General features: G+C 59.4%; 5 protein-coding genes. 1 reads left to right on the plus strand and 4 read right to left on the minus strand.

Going from position 1 to position 25,791, the window contains the following annotated elements:
- Nucleotides 1-176 precede the first annotated feature (176 nt).
- On the minus strand, nt 177-18,248 hold the full coding sequence (locus ACTRXA_RS07470) for an LEPR-XLL domain-containing protein (protein WP_442426580.1): 18,072 nt from the start codon (nt 18,246-18,248) through the stop codon (nt 177-179).
- Nucleotides 18,249-18,767: 519 nt separating this feature from the next.
- On the opposite strand from ACTRXA_RS07470, the gene ACTRXA_RS07475 reads away from it, so the two are divergent.
- Nucleotides 18,768-19,187 carry a hypothetical protein gene (locus ACTRXA_RS07475; RefSeq protein WP_442426581.1) on the plus strand — a complete coding sequence of 140 codons (420 nt, stop codon included), beginning with the start codon at nt 18,768-18,770 and terminating at the stop codon, nt 19,185-19,187.
- Between the two features lie 168 nt (nt 19,188-19,355).
- On the opposite strand, the gene ACTRXA_RS07480 is transcribed toward ACTRXA_RS07475, so the two are convergent.
- The 3 genes from ACTRXA_RS07480 to ACTRXA_RS07490 all read right to left on the minus strand — a co-directional run bounded on the left by ACTRXA_RS07480 (nt 19,356) and on the right by ACTRXA_RS07490 (nt 25,350).
- Entirely contained in the window at nt 19,356-19,697 is a 342-nt protein-coding gene (locus ACTRXA_RS07480; protein WP_005008434.1) for a DUF3467 domain-containing protein, read from the minus strand.
- A 278-nt stretch (nt 19,698-19,975) separates the two neighbouring features.
- Nucleotides 19,976-22,393, minus strand: coding sequence for an ATP-binding protein (locus ACTRXA_RS07485; RefSeq protein ID WP_442426582.1), 2,418 nt, complete (start codon nt 22,391-22,393; stop codon nt 19,976-19,978).
- Nucleotides 22,394-22,650: 257 nt separating this feature from the next.
- A complete protein-coding gene (locus ACTRXA_RS07490; RefSeq protein ID WP_442426583.1) occupies nt 22,651-25,350 on the minus strand; it encodes an ATP-binding protein in 2,700 nt (899 codons plus the stop codon).
- Nucleotides 25,351-25,791 lie beyond the last annotated feature (441 nt).

A 25,791-nucleotide genomic window follows, 5' to 3' on the forward strand; every position in this document is an offset into this window, starting at 1 on the left:
CAGAAATCCTTACACAGGAAGACAAGGTTTTCCAAACACACCTGCACGCACCTCAAGCTTCGTGCGCTCAAGGGACACAGGGCAATCCCATTGATTCCTTGTCGGTTGTGGTCTGAAACAGTGTAACGCAAAAACGGCACCCGGTCATCTCGATTGTTCCGATACCGGGTCGGGAATTAAAGAGCGTTCCAGTCGATCAACACCTGGGTGTGGTCGCCATCGTCATCGATGGCGCCGACGGTCGAAATGAACAGCAGGTATTCCTCCTCGGTCATGTCGAACACATTATAGGTGGCTCCCTCCGGATTGGTGATGGTCGAGCCATCCAGAACCCAGCCCTCATCCGTGGTGGCCATCTCCTGGAAGGATCCGGATCCGTCGTCGAACACCAGCGTCTGGCTTTCGGTAGTCGTCGGTTCGGGTTCCGTAGAGGCGGTGGTTTCGACATTATTGTCATGACCGTTTTTCTTGCCCTTCTGCATTTCATTGCTGGAAGCGGTCGTGTTGTTCGGTTCCGCCGTGCGCGGTCCGTTGTGATCCGATTTTTTCTTGCCGTTACCCGCCTGTGGGTCATCCGGCGCACCATGCTGGTCACCCCAATCCGGATCCTGTTGAGTGACGAGGCCCAGTTCCCCATGCGGCTCCCCGTTCCGTTCCGGATCGCTTCCCGTATCCGCGGCGCGGGTCATATCGACGCCATCGGCTTCTGACAAGTCATACAGGAACTGGATCATGCCCGGCTCCAAACCGCGCGTCGCGGTGCCCGGTCCGAACGGCGAATGCGGAGTGATGAAACTGTTGAACTCACCCAGGTAATCGACCTGCCGGTCGCCCGCCGTGTTGGCGATCAGCACATCGCGTCCCGCGCCGCCGAAGGAGATGTCCTCGTAACTGTATTCCGGACCATCGACTTCGTCGTTGGCTTCCGGATCGGCGGTGCCCGCGGTCGAGTTGTGGTTGTCGTCGTTGTTCAACAGGTCGTTGCCGTACCCGCCGTAAGTGTGGTCGCGGCCCGTTCCGCCGACGATCCAGTCGTTGCCCAGGTCGCCGAAAATGCGGTCGTTGCCATCCGTCGGCAGGATGCTGCCTTCCGCGATCGGGCCTTCCGTCTCGTCGAAGTTGAGGAAGAACTCCCAGCCGTTGATCATGATCTTGCGTCGCGGATCGTTTTCATCGTAAGACGCGAATTCCTCCGCAACCAGCGCCTCAAAACTCAACACATTGCCCGGATTGAACGGGGTGAAGTAACCGGTGACGATGCTGACGCCGTCGGTGCGGTTCGGGTCGATGGTCCCGGTGTCCGGGTACACCGTCGCAGCCGAGGTGGCCAGCGCTTCCGCGCCGGAGATGGCATCGTCGCCGGAACCGCCGTGCAGGAAGTCGTCGCCCAAACCGCCGTAAATGATATCGTCCGCATAAAGAGCCCGGTAATGCGGGCTCTGTGCGGCGGTGTTCGGGTCCACATTAAACGGTGTCAGGTTGACCGTTTTCTTGAGCTCGCCCTCGGCATGAATGGTCGCGTTGAACCATGGGCTGCTGGAAGATATTTCCTGGTCCGTTTCCACCGTCTCAATCCCGTACAGCGGTTCCGCAAACTGGCCTTCGGTGGTGGAAGTGTTCCGGCTGGTGTAGATGCGCCCGTCGTCGCCCAGCACGCCGTCACTGCCCGTGCCGCCGGAAATCCAGTCGTGGCCCCAGCCGCCGATGATGTCGTCGTCCTGACCTTCGCCGTACAGCACATCGTTGCCGACCATGCCGTAAATGAAGTCATCGCCGGACTCGCCGTGGATCTCATCGTTGTCGCCGATATCACCCAGGGTCGCCGCATCCACGCCCATGATGTCCGGGCCGCCCTGCGTGTAATCGAGGAACTCGACCGGCCGCGGGACGATGCTCAGGGTGGCCGAATAAATGTCGTAGTTGAACGATTCGAACTGCGTCGGATCGGCCGACTGCAACAGCCGGAAGATGTTCGCGTTGTCACCGGCGATGGCGTCCGAATCCAGCGCATGACCTTCCGCGAGAGTATCGTCGCCCATGTCGTTGCGCGCCAGGTCCGTGCCCGCGCCGCCGAACAGGAGATCCATGCCGTCCGGCCGCTGTTCCGCCGTGACCAGGCTGAACAGGTTGGAACTGCCGCCGATGATGTCGTCCTGGCCCAGGTTTCCGAAGATGACATCGGTGCCGCCATTGCCTTCGATATAGTCGTCGCCGTCGGTGAGCGCGTTTTCGACCGACGGGTTGCCCATCAGCATGTTGAGGGTCGTGCGGTAAGCGGTGACGTCGGTGGCAAGATCAATGCTACCATCACCCTGCATGGTGTCGTCGCCCAGCATGCCGAACATCTGGTCGTCGTCCGCGCCGCCCGCCATGTAGTCGTCGCCGAAGTTGTTGAGAGCCAGCGCTTCATCCGTGGCCGAATGGTCGAGAAGGGTGATGTCGAAGTCCGCCCACACCGCCGAACCCGTCGGGTCCACATAATGCGTGGAAGCCACCAGCACCTCGCCATCGTCCACGCCCGGCGTCTCGCCGTACATGCGGTCGCCGGTCAGAGTGCGGAAGCGCGGGTTGGTGTAATCGGTGAACAGCACGCCCAGCCGGTCGAGTTCGACGTTGTCGCCGAACAGCAGGTCGCGGCCTTCGCCGCCGTCCAGCCGGTCGGAGTTGGCGCCGCCAACCACCACGTCCTCGTGCTCGTCGCCCCAGATCGTGTCCGCGCCGCCTTCGGTGCGGTCGATGGTGACCACGTACCGCACGATGTTATTGATCAACTCCGCGTAACCGAAGTCGCCGAAGATGATGTCGTTCTCGGTGCCGCCATGGATCTGGTCGTCGCCGGTGCCGCCGAAGATCAGGTCGTCGTCGCCGAACCCAAAGATGTGGTCTTCGCCACCCAGATGCGTGTCGGTGGTCCTGACGGTGTCGAGCGTGGTCAGGTCGCCGTCCACGGTGAAGTCCAGTTCACCGTTGTCACCCAGGATCACGTCCTTGCTGTCGTTGCCGTGGATCACATCGACGCTGCCGTTGACGCCGGCGAGAACGATGTCGTCGTCCGCGTTGCCGAAGATGGTGTCGGCGCCGCCGGTGGCGTCGGTCGTGTCCGTGGTTTTGATTTTGGCGTACATGCCGTCTTCAAGTTCGATGACGCCGTTGTCGCCGAAGATGACATCGATCGTGTCATCGGTGCCGGAGGATTCCGTCGCGTCGTCGCCGTACAGCGTGTCGCCGCTGTTGCCGCCGAAGATTTCATCGCCGCCCGCGCGTCCGGATATAGTGTCCGATCCGCCAAGATCGCGATGCAGGCTGAACATCAGGCTGGGCGGCAAGATGTCGCTGGAGACGCGGTCGCCGCGCCCGCCGAAGCCGTGAACCGCCACCACGCCGCCCAGGGCGTTGGTGTAGATGACGCGACCGAAGTCGCCGAAGATGATGTCGTCGGCACTGCCGCTTAATATCGTGTCGTTGCCGATACCGCCGAAGATGGTCAGCGGCAGGGTCGAGTTGGAGGCATCGACCTCGTCGTCATCCGTTTCCGTTCCATCCAGCAGATCGGGGTTGGCCGACTCCACACCGCCCATGGTGTTGAGCACGAAGAACCCGTCCTCGCCGTCATCCAGATCCACGGTGACATTGTCGTTGCCGAGACCCGTGTTGAGCGTGGTCGTGGTGCGCTCGCCGTTGACCAGGTGTGAGCCGTCGATGGAGAGGGTGTCCGCACCGGACCCGGTCCAGTAAGTGATCCCATCATAGAAGTTGCCGTCGGTGCCGTAAGCGATGCCCGCCGGGGACAGGCCCTGAATCCAGATGTCCGCGGTGGCAGACAGACCATTCAACACCGCAGGCAACGTGTCGGTGATGCTCACGTCGCCGTCGCCCACGGTCGCGCCCTCGTCGGAAACCATCAGACGGTGGCGTCCACTGCCCGTGTCGAGATTGAGCGCGCCTTCAATGGCATCCAGGTCACCCGTGAGGAACTGGAAGGCGTCGGCGGAACCGAAATCGAGGTCGGCGTTGGAGGCAACGAAAATCTGCTCGTTGCCCGCGCCGAGATCGATGTTGGTCACCGCGATGCCGCCCGCCGCGGCGAAGCCGTTGCTGCCGGGGCTGGTGCCTTGCACGTTCAGGATGTCGTTGTTGGAACCGAGGCTGAGATTCAGCGTCTCGAAACCGTAATAATTGATACCGTCCATGCGCGTGGCCACATCGGCCTCGCCGCCGGTCAGGCCGGAACCGTTCACAACCAGCAGTTCCACGCCCGGCCGACCGTTCAGCTCGTTCAGCTTGCCCTGGAACCCGATGAGGTAGGTACGACCGAACTTGTCCACGGTGACGTCGGTTTTGAATTCTTCGGTGTCGTCATCGGCAACCAGCACCTGCAGGGCCTTGCGCACCACTTCCGCGCTGGCGTCGTAGGCAATGGGATCGGTTGTGCGGCCGAGGAGCGACAGCGTGTAGGTGCCGCCGGTGGCGTTGACCGTGAGTTGCTGCATGTCGTTGACCGCGTTCGCCGCGTCGCCGTCCACCCGCGTGTGCACCGAAGCGTCGCCCGCAACGGTTTCGAACGTATCCGGATAGGTTTCGGTGGTGATCTCCAGATTGTTCAGGCTGACGGCGATCTCAGCAACGTTGGTGTTGGTCAAGTCGCCCTGGAAACGGATGACGTACACATCGTCGTTCTGCGTGACGGCGACGTTGCCGTCGCCGATGCCCGCCAGGTCCTCCAGAGCCTGTTCCAGATCAGCGGCGCTGATGGTGTGCGCGAGGTCTTCCGTTTCGGCTCCTTCATAACTCAGGCGGAAGGTGCCCGCCGTCGCATCGACCACCAGCGTCTGGATTTCGTTGGTCTGCGCGGTGCTGAGACCGGTCAGCGTGGTCTGCGTGAGAAGCGCCACGCTCGGGTCGGCATAACCGCTGTCGTCGATGTTCAGGATGTCGTGCGTGCCGAGGCCGTTGGTCAGATTGAAATCGTTGACCGCCAGCAGGTCCACCGCCTGGCCGCCCATCGCATTCTGGAAGGCGATGCGGTAGAAGCTGCCCGCTTTCGTGACCGCCACGTTGCCCGCGCCGATGGTAGACAGACTTTCCAGTGCGGTCTGCACATCCACCTCGCTGGCGTCGTGCGCCAGGGCCACGGTTGTCTCACCGCCCAGGGACAGCGTGAAGGTGCCGCCCGTGGCGTCGATGTTCAGATGCTGAATCGCATCCACTGCCGGGACCGATCCCTGAGCCGGAGAACCGTTGGCGAAGTGCACCGTTTCCGCCTGCGGGATGTCGCCGCTCAGGGTGAGCAGACCCAGAAGGTCTTCCAGAGTCTGGCCGTCGTTGGTGACGTTGACCGTGTCGCTGTCCTCGCCGGTGTTGACGAAGGTGTGGCCGTTGATGCTCTTGACATTCACCACGTCCGCTCCGTCGCCGGTCTTGAGCGTCGTCGCGCCCGCGTGCGTGTCCTCGATGGTGAACTGGTTGTTGCCGGAACCGAGGACGATCTCCACTTCTTCCAGCTGCTGGAAGGTGACGCCGCCCGGCTGAAGAGCGCCACCGATGTTGCGGTCTCCGCCCATGCCGAGGCCGGTGATGCGGTGGCCGGCAAAATCGAAGCTGTCGTCGAAGAACAACTGGCCACTGGCGAACGCCGATTCCTGGAAGTTCGTCGGGTTGTCGGTGTCCTTGAAGAACAACAGGTCGGTCTGCGTCGCTTCGTCCACCAGGAAATTCGGGTTGGTGTCGGAGATGGTGAACTCACTGGCCGGCGTCGGCACACCCGGCTCCGAGAACGGAATGTCCCAAGCCTTGTTGAGCGTGAGCACCACATTTCCGTCGAGGTCGAACTCCGCGGCCTCGATAATGCGGATCTTGTTCTTGCCTTCGCCGCGCGTGATCTCCACCGTCAGTTCGAGGAAATCATCCGCCGTCACCGTCTCCGCCGTGCGGCCGAGGAAATCGAGCACCTCCGGATCGGTCGGGTCGATCGTCAGCGTCGCCGGGTTGAACTCGTCGGCTTCCGTCGCGGCGAGGACATCGCCCATCGATTCCTTGAAGTTGGTCTCGCCCGGGAGCATGATCGGCTCGCGCTCGAACAGGCCGGAGCGGTCTTCGCCGAATCCGCCGACAATGAACAGCGGTCCCTTGATGTTGTTGGCGAGATCGAGGATCGGTGCGAACACCTTGGAGTCGCCGCCATCCACGCGGCTGTCGTCCACCGCACGGACGAATACGGTTTGTTCCACATCCCAGGGATTGTCGTCGTCGAATACCACGTCCACGCTTTCCGCCCAGGTGATCCCGTCGAGCGACACTTCGACCTCGACTTCAAACGCGCGGACGCTGTCCGGATGCGGTGTGGTGCCGGTGCGCGAGGTGCGCGTGGGCTGGGCCGTGACCGCCACCGTGACCACCTCGCCTACGGCCAATTCCTTGGTCAGTACGACAGTGTAGCTGTCGGTGCCCTGGCCGTCGAACGCCGCGTCGTCGCCGCCTTCCACCACGTCGGTGGAACCGTTGGTCTGCTTGACCAGCACGCCCGCGAATTCGTTGTCGCCAATGTCCGCCACCAGCGTGTGTTCAATGCCGTTGAAATCGGAGCCGGCCTGATTGCTCGCCGCCGTCAGCGTGAGGTCGGAGCGGTGGAAGCCTTCCGTCACACCGTCATCGACCGCCAGTACCTTGAACTCCTTCACCGTTGCCGGCCCGCCGCTGTTGAACGTGAGCGAGGTGATGACCGCATCGGTCACCGCGTCGCGGAACTCCAACTGACCGTGGCCGTCGAGGTTGACCGTGACGATTTCGCCTACCGCCAACGACTGGCTGAGCGCCACCTGAATGATGTCCCATCCGCTGGACGCGCCTTCGGAAACGATCGTCTCGCGTTGCGTTTCCGTGACCACGAGGCTCGCCACATCCGAATCCGATATGGCCACTTCCACCGTCGGGATGACGAGCCCGCTGAACTGGCTGATTTCATACCGCGCCTGGTCGGACGGCAGGGAATCCCACGCCTGGTCGAGGGTCAGCTCGGTGGTGGTGTTGGACAGAATGAGCCGCGTCTGCCCGACCGCATCCGGGTTGGCCGGATCGTCGATGATGGTCACGAATGCGCCGCGCAGGCCGTCCGGCCGCGTGGGATCGGTCGCCGCCGTCGGGAACCCGCCTTCGAGATCGGTCAAAGTCGGCGTCGCCGGAACCGGATCGGACTTGAGTCCGGTCGCCGATTCGATGACGCCGGTGAAGGCGTCGCTCTCTGCCGTCTCGACGTTCTCCGTACCCACCTGCACCAGCTCGGTGCCGACGGAGACGTTGTTGAAATGAGAGAACTGGGTCTCGAATCCAACGAAGAAACTGATCGTGCCGATGAACGGCAGGTGGATTTGCTTGAAGATGGGCACATCAACGAACACCGGCACCGGTACGAAAATTTCCTGTTCCTCGAACACCGGACCGGTGCTGACACCGATGGTGGAAACCTTGTGCTGGATGGCGGCGGTGTGATTGCCTTCCGCATTACCGTCGGCGATGGCCTTGAAGCGCACTTCCTGCTCGACGTTCCAGTTGGTCTCGTCGAAGATCAACTCCGCGCCGATGGGCGCACCGGTGGTCTCGTTACGCAGTTCGGTGCCGAACTCATCCACGAACACCAGGCCTTCCGGCGGCAGGGCCGTGACCTTGATCTTGGTTGCCGGACGCGGCGGCCGCGACAGGATGACGGTATAGGTATCGGCTCCACCGCCTTCCACCACCTGCGACTGGCCATCCGACTGGTTGATGATGATCGCGGGTTCGTCGTTGTCGGCCACATTCGAGGACACGCCCACCACCTTGGCGCCGTCGTAATCCGAGCCAGGCAGGGTGCTTTCCACGCTGTGGGTGATGATGCCGCTGTGCCCCTTGAGATCGTTGCTGATGACGCCGTTGGCCGGGGTCTCGCCGTTGATAAAAAACGTGTCGCTGCCGCGGTCGCCGACGATGCTGGTGGTGAAGTTTTCGCCCGTGCTCTGCACGAAAAAGCGGTCGTCGCCTTCCGCACCGTTGACTTCCAGTTTTTCCACGTTGGTGAAGTTGACGTTGAGACCCGCTCCAAACACGCCGTTTTCGGTGATGACGAAATCGTCACCGAACTCCGTACCCACCACGATGACCGTGTCGAAACCGTCGCCGCCGTCGATATTGACCGGCGCGTTCACCGCGTAGGCAATGAAGTCGGCATCCGCGCCGCCGCTGACATCGGTGCGCTCGCGTTTGTCTTCCTGCGAACCCACCAGCGCAAAGGCCTGCACGAGGATGGTGTCATCGCCCGCATCGCCGTTGACGGTGAGCACCGCCAGGTTGTGGAACACGATGATCTCGTCCTCGTTGTCCCCGGCGTTGATTGTCATGTCATTGCTGATGCCGTTGCTGAGGAAACCGCGCGTCGTCTCGATGGTGGCGAACACGTCCTCCTGCGCCACACCCGCGAGTTCCGGCGTGCGCCGGGACTTGTAAAGCTGTCCCACCTGGAAGAAGTCGTTGTCCGCGCCGGAATTGATGGTGATGGCGGCGCGGGTGTCGTCGATGTAAAACTCGTCCTCGCCCGCGAGGCTGTCGATGGTAATGACTTCCAGGTTGGTGTTGTAATTGATACGCTCGACATTCGGATCGGTGTTCATCAGTGCGATGAAGGCCAGACCGCTTTCCGCCGCCGCCGCACGGAGCAGGAACCGGTCCGGGTTCTCCGTGCCCGTCACCTCGAGTACGTCGGTACCCGCGAGGCCGGAATCGAACACGTGGATCAACGAATCGGTCGCGCCGCCAATGAGTCCGAGCTGATACGTATCGCTGTTCTCGCCGCCGTCCAGCGTGATCTCGGACTGGACCCCATTGGAAGCAAGCGGAGCCAGCGTGGTGGCGTCCACGTTCAGCTTCACCAGGTCGTCGCCGGTGCCGCCCTGAAAGTACATGCGCTCGGTGAGCGACTGCACGAACAACTGGTCGCCGTTGCCGTTGCCGAACACGGTGAAGGGAATCACCTTCGCTTCCAACTGGTCCACGTCGGTGTTGGCCAGGTCGTTGACAAACTCAACGACGAAATCGCTTCCATCCTTGGTCACATCGACGTTTCCGGTGCCGATGATGAACAGGTCCTCCAGCGCTTCCTGCACTTCCGCCGCCGTGGCGTTGAGGGCGATCGGCGCGGTTTCCATGAAGCGGAACTTCAGGGTGAAGTAACCGATACTGGCACCGACGTTGATCCGCTGAACCTCGTTGGACGCACCGCCCGGGGTGGTGGTCGTGGCGCTGATGATGCCGAGCGCCGCGTTCAACGCATCGCGGTCGATGTCGTTGGTCGCCTCGATACGGAACTTGTCGCCGCCGGAGTTGCCGGAGATGCTGACGATGCCTTCGATCAGATTCGTGAACTCGCCCACGTTGCCCTGGCGAATGAGTGTCAACTCGTCTAACACCTCGTCGCCGCCGACGCGGAAATCGTCCGCACCGCCGCCCAACCGCACATCCACCGCCTCGAATCCCTCGAACTCGACGCGTCCGGTCAGGCCGCCCGCATCCGAATCCAGCGTCATGCCAAGGCCGGAGAGCACGCCCACTTCCACCTGCTGGTTGCCGGCGCGGTTTTCGATGAAGGATGTCAGGTTGCCGAATTCGTTGTCAGCGTCATTGGAGTCGTCGAACACCACCGTATCGTGTCCGCCCTCACCCACCAGCATGAGCGGCCCCAGTCCGAACGGCACGTTGAGACCCGGCCGCAGGAGCGCGCCGATGTTGTCCAGCGTGCCGCTGTCGCCGACGGTGACGGTGTCGTCGCCTTCGCCGGAGAACACCGTGACGGGCACCGTGTCTGCGGTACTCTTGACGTTGATGCTGTCGCGTCCGGCACGACTCTTTAGCTTGATCTGCAAAATGTTTTCGGTGGCCGGAGGCGCAACGTAGGTGATGAGCTGGTCGACCCCGAGCGAGATGGTGGCGTTTGTCAGCGAAATCGTGTCGTCGCCGGTGGTGCCGCGCGCCTCGATGATGTTGCCGTTGTCCCATGCATTGCCCTGGTCGTTGACCAGCGCGTCGATGGGATCGCCGTCCTCGGCGTAAAAAATGTACTTGTCATTTTTCTGCTGACCATCCAGGAGTGTGGTGACTCCGTCATCGCGGGTTTCGTAAACATGGAACGTGTCGTCACTGCGGCCGCCGAGGATGGTGGAAATCTCATCCAGGCTGGCGGTCATGGTGTTGCCTTCCCACGAGGCCACCACCTGACCGTTGCGAAGGGTGAAGTTGACCCGGTCGCGCACGTCGCTGAAGTCGAGGGTGTTGAATCCAGTGCCGGTGGCGATGGTGTTCGCGCCGCCCACCAGCAGACCCAGGTACACATCGTCGTCGGCACCGCCGTCCAGGCTGTCCGTACCCGTGCCGGCGTCCAGCGTGTCGTTGCCGCCGTTGCCAAACAGGTTGTCGTTGCCCGCGCCGCCTTTCAGCGTGTCCTCATCTTCCGTACCGCCGAAGATGGAATTGATGGAACGGCCTTCGATGGTGAGGCCGATCGCCTGGAAATCGCCGTAGAGATTGTCGTTGCCCGCGCCGCCATCGACGAGGTCCTTTCCGCCCATGCCGAGGATCGTGTCGTTGCCCTCATCGCCGTACAAATCGTCGTCGCCCTTGCTGCCGACGATCACGTCGTTGCCGACGCCGCCGTGAACGATGACCTCGTAACCGGAGTTGAGCCCGCTCAGGTCGATTTCGTCATTCCCCTGGCCGCCGTCGGCGATGATGGTGTTGACGCCGGAGAACCTCTGCGCCAGGCCTTCGCCGACGAAGAACTGATCCGACCACACCAGCACGTCACCGCCGTCGGATTTCACATGAATCTTCTCGGAAATGTCGCTGACGTTTCCGTTCAGCCGGTTCTCGGAGTTGGAGCCGATGGACAGGGTCAGCACGTCGCCGTCCTGCGTGGCCAGAATACCCGGCCGGTTGAACGGGATTTCGAACGAAAACAGCTCGACGCGCGCAAACTCGAAGGTCTTGCGGATCTTCTTGACCAGCAGGTTGATCTCGATGAACGCCCGCAGGAAGAATTCCGCCACGCCGCTGGTGTCGAACACCGACAGCGGATTGAAGCTGTTGGCGGCGAGGTTCGCGGCCATCTCGTCGAAGCGGATCTTGCCGTCGTGGTCGAGGTCGGCCAGGTTGAAGAAAATATTGATGTCGACGCCGCCCTCGACGCCCGCCGAGGCGATGAGGAAATCCAACTGCGCGCTGGCGACGATGGTCGCGGTGAGCGTCGCTTCCGGCCGGTCCTCGCCGGTGATCGGATCCAGGTCGTTCAGGAAGAACCCGTTGATGAGCGTCGCCGGGTTGAACGAACCGATGAACTGCTGCAGACCACGGGTGTCGTAACCGAAGCCAAGGTCGATGGTGCCGCCGATACCGCCACCCAGACTGGCCACCAGAGGACCGAAGATCGGGAACTTCTGCTTGTAGAAGAAATTGAACCCGAATTCCGGCAACTCCGCGGTGAACAGGGTGACGTCATCCTGTCCCATGATGAGGGAGAAGATGGTTGCCGGATCGAACAGGTTGAACTGGAACGAACCGCCGCTCGTGACACCCGACTGGAAGCGCGTGACCGCCTGGCCGCCGCCGCTTCCCTCCTGGCTCGGCGAGTTGAGCGACATGTTCTTGAAGTTGACGTTTTTGAACGAATTCTTGTTGAGGTTCGGCAGACTCAGGTCGATGCGGTCGCCGGTGAGGTATCCACTCACCGCACCGACATCGAAGAAACTGGTCGGATCGGTGAGCACCAGGTCGCCGAAATTGAAATTGAGCGATCCCGTGGTGGCCAACGCCGCCTCGGCATCGCCGATCAGGTCGACCAGGAAGAACAGCTCCGCGATGGCATCGAGGAACGGACCGATCTTCGCCGTGGGGTCGAACGTCTCGATCAGGTCGCGGCCGGTGATGGTCTTGCCCGCCAGATCCGACAACAGCGGAATGCGTTTGTTCAGGAACCCGTCGGGACCGATCAGGAAATCGAGAGGCTCGATGATATCGGCGATGTTGCCGAGAACGGGTCCTGCAAAATCCGAGATGAACGAACCGAGGTCGAGGCTGACGTCCGCCAGCACGATGGACGGATCGTCCACCACGAGACCCGTGTTGGGAGTGGCCGACAGGCCCCAGTGAACGATGATCCCGGTGCTGATCGACGGGAGAACGCGCGCCAAATCGGCGCTTCCCAGCGTGGTGAAGTCCACTTCCGCCTGCATCAGGATATCGGCTGAGCCGGTGAGCGACGGCTGGAAGATGTCGCCGATGCTTCCGGAGATCAATTCGCCGATGGTCAACCGCCCGTCGTCGTTGGGGTCGGCCACATTGATCGCGCCGGTCAGGTTCAGGCCGGAGAACTCCAGGTTGCCGTCGTCATCGAGGTCGATGCCGTCGGTGATGCCCAGCGCCAGGAACAACAACTGGCCGCGGGCAAACGCGGGCATGCCCTGCGTGGAGCCCAGATCCAGATCGATGCTGAGGGTCAGTTCATCCGGATCGCTGGTGACGAAATAGAATCCCTTGGTTTCATCCAGGCCGAACCCGAAATCCAGGTTCCAGTCGAGAGTGATGGTCGGCGTGAAGTCCGCTTCCAGTCCCAGCCCGGGAATGCCGAAATCAAACGCAATGTCCAGAGCCTGGGTGAAGGAGTCGCCGAGCTTGAAATCGAACTGGATGAAGTCCTCGCTCAGGTTCGACAGGCTGGCGCCGGAATGCACGATGTCGTCCGCACTGAGGCCGCCGACGCCGTCGCTGTCCTTCAAAATACCCAGACCGTTGAACGTGTTGAAGATCGAGTCCTGGATGAGACTGATGAGTCCGTCGAGATTGACGTTGTTGGCGCGCAGCGTGTTGGCCAGCGGGTTGAGAAAATCGTCGCGGAAGTCCTCGATGAAATTGGAAACCGGGTTGTCCTTGAGCGCGTCGGCGACAAACGGCAGTTCGAAACCGAAGATCTGACCTTCCAGCGCTTCCTGAATCTGAAGCAGGACGGCATCCAGACCATCGACCACCACCGACGGGTCGGCGAGCAGTTCAAAAATGCCGGGCGGGTTGGAGAACAGGTCGAGGTTCGGCAGGGTGACGTTGAACGCCCCCGGCACGCCGCCGATGAGGTCGTCCAGATCGGCACTCAGTATGATTTCATTGTCGGTCCCGATGGGAATCGGGTTGTCCACACTGCCCACGAACAAAGGCAGGGTGGCGTCGGCCGTACCGGTGATGTCGATATTGAGGTCGCCCAGGGAAGGCAGGCTGATGCCGCCGCCGCTTCCCAGCGTGATCAGGTCGAGACGCCCGTCGCCATCGTCATTGAGCGTGACGTCGATGCCCGCACCCAGGCTGCCGCTTCCGCCATCCACCAGTACCTGGAAGGGACCGAGTCCCGCGCGGAACGACAGGTTGTTGCCAGTGGCCGAAGCGTTGGCGGCCAACCGCGTCCCGTTGGCTCCTGTAAACAGGAAGAGGCCCTTGTCCGCGCCGGTGAGATCGAGACCGAGAGCCAGTTCCACATCGACGCCCGCACTCACACCCAGGTTGCCGCCCGCTTCCAGGCTGACAAGGTCGGTCAGAAACTCCGGCGCGCCGGCCGAGGCCAGCACGTCCGCCAGGTTCAGCGAGAACGGCCGCGTCAAAGAAGCCGCCGCATCGAATCCCAGGTTGATACCGAGCACGGACGTGGTCGGGTTGAACGACAGGATGTTGCTCGCCGCGGCGGGCAGATCGAAAATATCCACCAAAAGATCGTTCAACGCCTGCACGGAACCGGAAGGATCGGCGGAGAGCGCATCCAGCCGGTCGGCCAGTTCGTCGGCGATCTGCACGAGGTCCGCCACACTGCGGTTGACGAGCGGCAGGTCGTAGTCCAGGGCATCGGCGATGGCGGAACCGCCGGGGCTGGTGCCGTCCAGGCCCTGCAGGAACTCGACGAAGAAACTCAGGCCGTCGATGATGTCCTGAAAACTGAGGTCCTTGAACTCGCTGATGATGGCGTCGAAGTCCGGCCCGGTGAAACTGAGGTTCACTTCCGGCAGGCTGGTGAGCCAGTTCGGGCTGGTGCCGTCGATGGACAACGTCGCGTCGAAATTGCTGATCGGGTTGTTGGCGCCGTCGAACAGCCCCGCGGTCGGGTCGATGTCGAGGCTGAACGTGAGGCCGCCGCCGATGGCAACGTCCAGGAATCCGGTGTTCAGGTTGTCCAGCGTGCCGCCGAAAGCGGGCGGATCCTCATACAAAAACTTGCCCTGCGAAACAGCGGCGATGAGCGTCTCGCCGTTGACCCGCGTGCCGCCGTCGAGCGGATTGATGACACTCAGGTTGGCGTTGGCGCTGATGCTGCCGCTGCCGTCCGCTTCCACTTCCAGGAACCCGACGTTGGCCACGAGGTTGAGCGTGGTGGCGTCAATGCTGGCCATTGCGTCCAGAGTGACATTGTCGATGAAAAACTCGGCGGATGCGCCCGCGAACGGATCGCCTTCACCCGATTCGAATCCCAGTTCGGTGATCGCGCCGTTGGCATTGCCCGCATTGGGCCCGGTGGTCAACGAATCCGGCACATCGATCGACAGACGGTCCACATTCGTGTGATCGCCGGTGATGCCCAGCCGGTTGCCTTCCGGATCGACGCGGAACGCATCGACCAGTCCCGTAGCCAGGCCGGCATTGGTCAAACCGGTATCGACCGCGGTGTTGAGTTGGGTGAGCAGGTCGTCGATGCTGGTGTTGCCCGCGGTGCTGGCGGCGGACAGGAAAACATCCACCGTGGTGCCGTCCACATCCAGTGAAAATTCGATATCGTCGTCGAGCACCCCGTCGAAGGGCGTCGGCGAACTGAGGAGTCCCATTTCCTGGAACGCCGGGTCGTTGTAATCGGCATTGACCTCGATGCGGCTGGTGGTGCCGACACTCGGGTTGAACACTTCCGCCGACAGGTTGCCGGTGGCCGTGGACAGGGCAATGCGTCCGCCGCCGGCGTCCACCGTGACCGGCGATTTGAAGACCACCTCCACCGTGTCGCCGCCCGGGGCGGTGACATCCACTTGCAGTTTGTCGTCGGGAGCGGTGGTGACCGCCACGTTGTAAGAACCACTGAGACCCGCGGAGTCCAATACATCGAAGATGGCCGCTTCCAGAGGCGTGTCCAGATGGCTGTTCGTCAGCGTGGCGTTCAATTCGTCCAACTCCAGCACGTCGTCGTTGGCGCCGCCGTTGAGTCCGTCGAGAACATCGACGGCGCGCAGACTGCCGCTGTATTCGTCGGTGCCGTTGATGATGACCGTGAACTCGACATCCTCGTGCAGGGTCTGGAAGGGCGTGCCCGAGGCGGTGACCGTACCGCCGTTGCCCAAAGCTCCCGTCGACAGTTCGCCACCGCTCAGGAAACCAAGAGTCAGACCCTGGTTGACCAGCTGGGTGTTGACCTCCGTCTGCACATCGACCTTGAGATCGTCGATGCTGGCGTTGGCCGTGTCGCGGTTGACGGTGACGGTGATGGAGCCCAGCTCCGTCTCCGGCACCGTGTATTCCGAAGGCGTGCCCGCAAGCAGGGTGACGGCCTTGCTGAACAGGGTGATGTCGAACGTGGCGGTGGAAGACAGCACGCCGTCCGCCGCGCCTTTCAGCGTGTTGTCCCCATCGTCCAGAGGTGGCAGAAGGAGTCCGCTGGGATTGAACGACTTGTCGGTGTTGGTGGCATCCTTGAACACCACCGTGTACACGCTGTCGTTGCCCTCGACCGTCCTGGTCACTTCAACCCGCCAATCAAGCGCGTTGGCGATAGCCATACTGTTGAGTGCCGAGGCCACCAAATTGTCAGGGTCGTTGTACTCAATAGGCCCGGTCTCAAACGCGCCCGTCGGGTCGGCCAGCTTGTAACTGCCCAGGGTCGCGTTGTCCACGCGCACCACCTGCACCGAGAAGTCCGACGCCGACGCCCCGTCCTGCGGAGAAATACTGAGTTCCGCCACGTTGTCGGGAGAGAACGGCGAGGGCAGGAGTTCGATGTCTTCACTCGACGCCAGCCCGATGCCGAAGTCCAGGTTGAAATCGAAACTGGTGCTGAGGTCGAATTGGCTGGTGGTGCTGATGCCTGCGAGGTCCCCGAGGCTCGCCCCGAAGGAAATGGGGGAGGTGCCGATGTTCAGCAGGGAGCTGAAATTCAGGTTGAACGACAATTCACGGCTGGTCGGATTGAACCGCGCCAAAAGCGCACCCACGGGCAGACCCAGCACCGGGGCCAGTTGATCGACCAGGTCCTGGATGCTGTCGAAATCGAAATCCGGGATGCCGTCGTCGTCGAAATCCGGAATGGTGGCGTCGCCGCTGACAAACAGCGGATCGAGAATGTCCTGCTTGAACGCTTCGCCGAAATCCAGGAGATCCCCCACCTTGACGCCGGTCAGGGGTATCGTGATGTCCAGCAGGTCGCTGTTGGACAACGCCGACAGCGTGTCCACCAGGTCGCTCAGCATGCCCGCCACATCCGACGGGGTGATGTTGCTGAAATCGAACAGGTCGATGGAGCCGCTGGTCAGGCTGATGCTCGGCAGGACACCGTTGTAAAAATCGGTGAACGTCGGGAACACAATGTTCAAAATGCCGCTGGTCAGCGGGATGTCTCCCGGCAGGTTGATGCCGGACTGGACGGTGACATCGAGATCCCCGGTGGTGAAGCCGGTGCCTGTGGGCGTGACCGAAACCAGGGACGCCAGGTCGAAGCCGAGATCGGTGACCTCCGAGAGCGCGATCTTTTTGTCCACCGGATCGCTGACCGCAACCAGCAGGCCGCCGGAATAGGAAATTTCATTCCCCGCCCCTCCATCGACGGTGACATCGAGGAAACCCAGGTCGAGGGCGGCGCTGTCAAGGTTGCCATCCACGTCGACCGTGAAGTCGAGTTCGGCCCCGGCCAGGAACGCCGTGGGCGTGCCGACGGTGGTGACGCCGATGCCGACACTGCCGGCGAACGTGGCGTCGACGGACAGCTGGGCGTCGATGTTGAAATTCAGGAACGCGCCTTCGGTGCCGAGGTCGATGTCGATCAGCTGGTTCAGGATGGATTTGGAAATGCCCGCGTCCACCACGATCTCGAGATTGTTGGACGCATCGCCCTGGTATCCCGGAGACAAGTCCACGGCACTGCCCACACCCGGCAGGTTGGTGATGGCGTCGGTGACATCCGACAGGTTGACGCCCGAGCCCAGGCCGTCGATCTGTTCGCGCAATTCCTGGAACATGTCGGCCAGACCGAACAGGGCCGAGAACGATCCCGTATCCGGATTCAGCATGGGCAGGGCGGAACTCAACTCCGAAACCGATGAGGTGAGTCGCGTGACCAGGTCCTTGGCAGCGTTGATGCCGATTTCCAGTGAATCCTGGATGTCGCTGGTGATGGCGATGTCAAGTTCTTCGGCGGCGGTGTCGAGATTCGTCAGGGTGTGGGCGCCGCTGGAAATTCTTTTGTTCAGGGCTTCGTTGACCTGAAGCGTACCGGTGGTGGCGGTGAAATCAAGACGGTCCGTGCCCTCGCCCGCCGCTTCATTCAACTGGTCCACGCCCCAGTTGTCTGCGAATTCATAGACATCGTTGCCGAGACCGCCGATGAGCGTGTCGTTGCCGGTGCCGCCGATCAGACGATCAGCCCCGCCCAAACCACTCAGCGTGACGTCGCCGGTGAACGCGGACGCATCCAGCGTGTTCTCGCCTGCGCCGCCGGTCAATTCGGCTTTTTCGAACCCGGACAGGGTGAACGTTTGCCCGCCTGCATCGAGGCTGGTGTTGGTGAGGGTCTGGTTGGAATTCTTGGTGGACTTCAGCGTGTCGTCGCCGGTCCCCAGGAAGTTGATGGTCTTGCCGCTGCCGAGCGTCCCCAGGTCGAGACCCAACGAATCCGCACCGGCGGTACCCGTGATGTTAATGGTGTTGGTGGGATCGGCCGTGTCGAAGGACACAACCGTATCCGTGTCGTCAACCAGTTGATACTGGTTCAGGCCGGCATCGAATTTAAGAGTGAGATCGTTGAATGCGCCGTAGGTGAGATCGGCGGAAAGCAGCAGGCGGGGTTCCAGAGTTTCAAAAACGGGGCGTTCACGACTGGAACGGCGAAGCGACGTCGGCACGCGGGTGTGGCGCCGGCCCCAGCGTTTGCGGCCAAGCCTTGAGGATGGGTTGTATTCTTCTACAGACGACGGGTCACACGTCACCGGCCCAAACGGATAAGCCATGAGTCCCTCCCACAAAACTCCAAAGCGAACCTTAGTATTGATACCCTGGCGCAGGCCGTGTGGGAGTGATTTGCTATCCCTGTCCCCCCTTAGGCTTTGCTCCTCTGAAAGCTCCGCCCGACTCGTCCCCGGCATTGCGTCAGATGGCCTTCACCACCCCCCACCCTGCCAGCCTGTTCCCTTTCACAGACGAAAAATCGTGGGAACAAGTCTTCGTGAGTATGCGAATTAAACTCCCATTTTCTTTGGAAGTCAACCGAAACCCGTTCCCTCATGAATTTGAAAATGGAGGTTAGAAACTTTACAAATTAAGGAATTACGAACTTAGAAGAACGGATATTAAATTGAACATATTGAAACAAAAGCAACAAACATCCTTTTCCCTTTACTCGACACCACCCCGATGTAGAAATGATCAGAATTCCCGTTGAATTCTTGTAGGAATTTTCTGATAATAAATAGGAGAAGTTCGCAATCACGCCCTGTTTCGTGGTAATCCCAACCCAAAAGGGGGAACTTATGATGCGTTTGCTTGCCACCATATTACTGGGAATGCTGGTCTGCACACCGGCCTGGGCCGGGAAGAAATCCGTTGAGTTGACCGCCTCCATTCCGGCCCACGAATGGAACTCCACCCGTCTCCAGAATGTCTACCAGGGATCGACCCTGAATTTTGAACTGACCAGCGATGAAGAAATCCGGGTGCTGTTGCTCGACAAGGAAGGGTTCCAGAAATACCCGCAAATCGACCGGGCGCTGTTCCAGTCGGTGGCATCCCATGAAATCAAGTTTTCGGTGATCACCCCGAAGAGCGGCGATTACTACCTGGTCGTGGACAACACTGCAGGCGACCTGCAAGTGCATTACCTGGCACGCATTGAGGCACGCACCAATGTCATGGCAGAGAAGAGTCCCCCCTGGGTGATGGCTCACCGTTAGGTTTCCTTCAAAGCCTGTCGCGAGGCAGGTGAGACCGGATTGAGCCCCCCGGACCGTCAGCCGCTATCAAAAAAACAAAACCCCCGCTTTTTAAAGCGGGGGTTTTTTGGTTGGGTCTTCGATCCGGCACCCTTAGGTGTTCCCCTTGATTGAAACAAAAACCGTGCTTCAGCGGGTTTCACCGTCCAAGGGCAGGCGGCCGAACCGCTCTTCGTATTCCGCGATGATTTTGTTCAACAGAACCAGGAGACGTTTGGCGGCAAACGGGTTGAGCACCATGCGGTCGCTGAGCTGAATCGTCACTTCATTGTCCTGCGGCACATTCCAAGTCTGGTTGGTGCCGAAGAAGATGGACACTTCCTCGCGCGTGCTGGATGCGTTGACCACATTGGCATAGGTGGTCTGCATTTTTGAATCGTCCCAGTTCAGCTTCAGGTTCTGACCGCCTTTTTTCTGCGCCGCTTGAGGACCGGTCCCTCCCGGGCTCGCCGCTTTCTTTTCTTCCGCCATACAACCTCCCCATGTTTTCAAGAATGATAACGTATGCCCAAACCAGTCACTGCTCTCAACAAGAAGGGGTTCGCAAACCGGGTGGTCCGCTTTTTTCGCAGGCAAAATTTTTTCGATGCGAAATTGCCGCGATGCAAAAGGTCGCGGCCCCAAAACAAAACAGGGACTGAAGTTTTAATTTAATACCATAAAGGCTGGATTCAATAAATACAAGAGTGGGAAAGGACAACCAGGAAAAGCCGTAAGCAGGCAGGGGCTCGTTCAGGCACCCTCTTCGATCAAGCCCGCTGAAATTCCACACCCAGAAGATTCTGGATGACCTCAAGAATTTCTTCCCTTTGGACAGGCTTTTTGAGCACGGCATGGCTGCCGCCAATTTCAAACATTTTCCGGTAATGGGTGAACGTGTAGGCCGACACCATGACAATTTTGATCTGGTCCTTGCCGAAGCGCTGGTGAATCTGCTCCACCACCTGCAGGCCGTTCATGTCCGGCATGCTGTAATCCAGGAAAATGATGTCCGGCACCCACTTCCGCAACCGGTCCATGGCCTTGCGTCCACTCTCCACAGACTGGGTTTCCACTTCGAGCGCTTCCAGCATTTCCACGAGGATTTGCGTATTGGTCTCATTGTCATCCACGACCAGCGCCTTCACCTGAAACCCGGCAGCCAGCCCGGTGACGGCATGCAGGGTGTCGTCCTTTTGCGGCAAGGGACCCTCTGCCGGCGGCAGGTCAAGGGAATAGTAAAAACACGATCCCTCCCCTTCCATCGAAACCACCTCCAGTTTCCCGCCCATGCCATCTATCAACCGTTTGCAGATGGCGAGTCCCAATCCCGTACCTCCCTTGCCTTTTTCACGGTCCACCTGGCCAAAGGGTTCGAATATCAGTTTCTGGTATTCGGCCGAGATGCCCGGCCCGGAATCCCGGACAGTGAAGTCGAACCGGTTCCCCTCCCCCTGCTCAACCTTCAATTCAACTTCTCCCTGTTCCGTGAATTTGATGGCATTCCCAACCAGGTTGATCAGCACCTGCCGGATTTTTGCCTGGTCCCCGCGCACTCCCACCTTTTCACCGAGGTTCATGCCCGTGACTTTGAGTTTGAGACCCTTTTGCTCGCAAACCCCCACATTCATCCTGACCACTTCCCGGATCATTTCGGCCAGATCGAAATCCTCCGTGTAAATTTCAAGTTTGCCGGCTTCAATCTTGGAAAGGTCCAGAACATCGTTGATGAGGGCCAGCAGATGCTTGCCCGAAAGGTAAATGGCCTGGATTTTTTTCTTTTGAAGGGGGTCCAGCCGGATATCACGCGCCAGGATCTGGGAATAACCCAGCACGGCGTTCAAGGGCGTGCGGATTTCATGGCTCATGGTCGACAGGAAAACGCTTTTGGCTTGATTGGCTTTCTCCGCCTTTTCCTGTTCCCTCTGGTATTCCGCCGTTCGTTCGCGAACCCGGTTTTCCAGTTCCTTGTTATTTTTCAACAATTCCCGGGCCATGCTCTGGAAGGCGCGGGACAACTCCCCCATTTCATCTGCGGATTGAGTGGCCACATTCACATCCCAATCCCCGCTCTCCAGTTTTCGCGCCCCTTCCGTGAGGGCCCGGACCGGGCGGGTGATCGACACCACAAAGATCCCTCCCAGAATCAAAAACAGGGTCAGCGCCAAAGCAAAAATCCATTGCAGCCGTTTTTCCAGATGACGGGAAGGAGCCAGCACTTCCCCGGCATCCATTTCCAAAACCAGCCCCCAGCCCAAACCTTCGGAGTCCTTCAGGCGGCGGGAAGGTGCAAAAGCCACCAGGGTTTGGGCTCCGCCTTCGTCCAGGTACATATACCCCGTCTGCCCTTTCAACAACCGCTCCACCGGAGTCCACGTGGCAAGAGGGGTGCCGAAAAATCCGGCGCCCTCTGCAAGCATCCCTACTGTTTCCTCGTTCGACAGGCTGGTCAAGATTCCCTCTCCATCCCTGTCCACCAGGTAATACTGGAAACTCTTGAAAGTGGAAATGCTCTTATAATGGTCGAGGATTTCACGAAGGGCATTGAGTTTCAGGCCCACCTTCAACACACCCAGCACCTGGTCGTCATCGACAATCCGGGTCGCCACGGATAGAGAAAAGGTCTTGGAACTGGCGTCAAAACCGATTTCATCCATCCAGATGTCCGGGCGATTCAATGAATGCCGGAACCAATCCTCGTCTGCCTGATAAAAATCACTGCTCTTGGGGTGGGCGGCGAAAATGACTCCATGCCGATTGGCGACAAGGATCTCGCCATACAGGCTTTCTTCAAATTTTTTAAGAAAAAAACGGATTTTTCTGGAGAAGACTTTGGAGAGGTCGTTTTTTAAAAGGTCATCGATGTGGGGATGCGGTTGCCCGCTCACCCAGGCCGACTCGATTTCCGCAATCTCGGATTCCGGATCGGAAAGGGCGTCGAAATATTCATTGGACTGCTGCGCCATGGCGACCACCCGTCGGTCATGGGCCAGTCGTTCAACTCCCTCTGTACGAAGTGAAATTTGGCTTTCAAGAAAGTCCAGATAAATCTGGGCCAGCCGGCTGGCTTCCTTGCCCGCCTGGTTGCGAAACGTTTCCTGGGCAAAGCTGAACTGAATGTAAACAACAATGCCCACACCCAGGGCAAACAGAAGAATGAAGGTGTACAGCTTTTGACCCAGTTTCATGGTTCCAGCCTCCTTTGATAAAAGAGCCGGTCGAAACTTTTTGCCAGGCCCGGTACGGGGCTGGATGGCTACCCGGTCAACGGGAAGAGTCCGCCGATGGTCAGGGATCGGGAGCCGATAAGCGGCAGTCTATTTAACTATAAGCCAAGGAAAGTTTGGTTTCACCCCAAATTTTTCAAATGAAACCCGGGGAGGAAAGAGAACAACCATCGGGGCAGATTCCGCCTGGTTTGCCGGGAGCAGAAGACAGGAGGTTCTTAATGATGCGGGGGGATCTTGTCCAGTTCAGCGGTGATGGAGGCTTTGTCACACGCCTCGGCCATGCGCTGCAATCGGGCGGCAAGTTTTTCTTCCTCCAGACCCATATGCGCGATCGCCGGGAGCAGTTTTTCGAAATCATCGAAAAGCCCTTTCGCCAGCGCCTCCCGCATCTCCTCCACCACCACGGTGGGAATGGAGAGTTGGGTGTACTCAATGGCCGGCTCCTCCGGCTCGCTCCCGTTCCCGTTGTCCTGGCAGCCGGCGACAAACTCCACGGACATGATACGACGGATGGCCTCCAGAAGCTCCTCCCGGACCAGCGGTTTGGAGATGACCGTGGTCACCCCGTTATCCAGGAACATTTTCTTTTCGTGATCCAGTGCGGAGGCTGAAACCATGACAATTCGATACCGGTCGGGGCCATGCCTGCGGGAGATCTGGCGAAGCATTTCCAATCCGTCCATTTCCGGCATGCGGTAATCAATAAGAAGAAGGTCGGGGTTCCATTCCTCAAGCACGGCCAGTCCCTCGCGCCCGTTCACGGCGATTCTGACTTCCATGCCGGCGCGCTGGAGTATTTCCTGCATGATGTCCAGATGGTTGGGGTCGTCATCCACAATGAGAGTGCGCAGGGATATTCCGGGTGCCAGGGTGACGTGTTTTTTCAGATCCGCCGGGCCCACCCTCGTTGGGCGCTCGGAGGGGGGCAGCGGCAGTTCGAAAGAAAACTGCGTGGGGCCGCCATTTTTAGATTCCAGCTTCATGTCCCCGCCCATCAGTTCCACCAGTCGCCTGCAGATGGCCAGTCCGAGGCCGACCCCACCCTTTTCCACACCCGCTTTCCCCTGCTCAAATATGCCGAACACGGCATCCTGGTTTTCAGGGGCGATGCCGGGGCCGGTGTCGATCACTTCGAACCGGTAAACGTCCCCCTCCGCCCGGGTTACCCGCAATTCCACGCGGCCCGATTCCGTGAACTTGAAGGCGTTGTCGAGCAGGTTGCTCAATACCTGGTGGATTTTCTGCTCGTCCCCGTACACAGGAAGGGGGCGATCCACATCGCCCGTGACCGCCCATTCCAGTCCCTTGCCGCGACACAAGGCCCCGTAACGGGAGTCCACTTCCCAGACCAGGTCATTGAGATTGAAAGGATGAATATGCAAATCTTCCTTGCGCGCCTCGATCTTGGAAATATCCAGGACATCGTTGATCAATTGCAACAGCCGCGATCCGGAATGGTAAATCCCCTTGATCTTCGCCTTTTGTTTGGAATCGAGTTTGGGGTCGCGGTCCAGGATCTGCGCATACCCGAGCACCGCATTGAGAGGGGTGCGGATCTCATGACTCATGTTGGAGATGAACAGGCTTTTGGCCTGGTTGGCTTTTTCCGCATCCTTTTTCGCAGCGAGAAGTGCTTCGGCCTTGGTCGAAACCTGTTTTTCCAGTTCCTCCAGGTGCAACACCAACTCGTCCGTCATGTTTTTGAAGGACAGGGAGATGTCCTGGATGGGCTCGGTCTCTGCCACCGGGCTTTCACGTACCGAATCGGATGGAACCCTTTCCCGACCGGGACGGACACGGGGCCGGGTGGTTCGCATGAGTTTTTCCGCGGGCTGAACGAAGGCGAAAATAAGAATCCCGCCCACGACCAGCGCAAGCAGAATCAGGACCCCCCATATGCCTCCCAGGCCCATGCGCAAAACGGATATCGGCTCCAGAACTTCTTTCGCGTCCATTTGGAGGATGAGGGACCAGCGGAGTCCGGAAACATTTTCAAAGTTCCGGGACCGCTGGTAGGTGATCAGAGATGTCTGCCCCCCTTTTTCCTGGAAATAATAACCGTTCTCTCCTGCAAGCACCCGCGACACGGGTTCCCACGAGGACAGGTCTTTTCCAAAAGGATGGATCCTTGCCGGACTCCTGCCGCCTGTGATGGAATTGGCCAGACTGCTTAAAATCACCGAGCCCTTGCCATCGACAAGGAAATAGTTGAGGGACTGGATGGATTCCTCTTTTTTAAACTGATCCAGCAGATTGCGGATGATCACAATGTGAAGGCCGGCCTTGATCATTCCCACAAACCGGTTCTCGTCGTCCCTCATGCGTACGGCCAGCGTTGTGGAAAAGGAATCGGTGCTCTCATCGAACGCAATGTCTTCCACATACACGTCGTCTTCCGACTTCAGTGCTTCCTGGTACCAGCTTTCGTCTGCCTGGTAATAATCCGTCGTGCGGGGGGAGGCGGCTATCAGCGCACCATACCGGTTGGTGGCGAAGATTTCGTTGAACACCTCCACGCCGTATTTCTTTTGCAGAAACCGGCGTTTTTCGGTGAAGGTTCGGGACAGGGGATTGTTCAGGAGAGTTTGGACCGTTTCGGTATCCTGTCCGGCCAGCCAGGCCTCGTCCGTCTGGCGGATGAAGGCGTCGCGGTCCGGCAAGGCGTCGAACTCCCGGTTGGATTGCTCGACCATTTCCATAATCGGCAGGCTGTGAGCCAGGATCTGGAGCTCCTCACCACGCATGAAAAGGATGCGGTTGACAGACTCCAGCGTGCTTTCGGTCAAATTCTGAATTTCGCCTGCAATGCGTTCCTTGATAATGGACTGGGAATGATTGAGAAGAAAATAACCGAGCATTCCAACCAGAACGCCCACCAGCGCAATCAGACCAAAGATCTTCCTGGAAGTATTCATTGGCAATGGTTCCCACCCCTTATTCGACGAACACCGGAGATTGCCCAAACGTCTCAAAAAAAAACTGAGGCTTCTTCGTTTTCCGACCACTTTGCTCTCGATCCACCTCCGAACCTTATTTGCATTGGCGGAACCTGTGAACACACGAATCCGTATTCCAAACGGATTTCTGCCTTTTCTCAATTACAAACCTTACCTTTATGTTATCTGAAAACCATCAAATTTTCTCCAAAAATAAGGTAAACAGAATATTTTTTATCTGACAAACCCCCTAATGTACCTTACTTCATAGCAATATAGTTTTGACCCAAAACCCAAAACCAAAAGGACTTCCGCTGATCCGGGAGTTCAATTATTCCGGTACTTTCTGTAAAACGGGTTTCAAGCGAACCGGTCATTTTGCAATGAGGTTTTTCTCAATCGACTTCCCGCCGACCTTCG

The sequence above is a fragment of the Nitrospina sp. P1_D6 genome (assembly GCF_052156615.1).
In the GTDB taxonomy this organism is placed as follows: domain Bacteria; phylum Nitrospinota; class Nitrospinia; order Nitrospinales; family Nitrospinaceae; genus Nitrospina.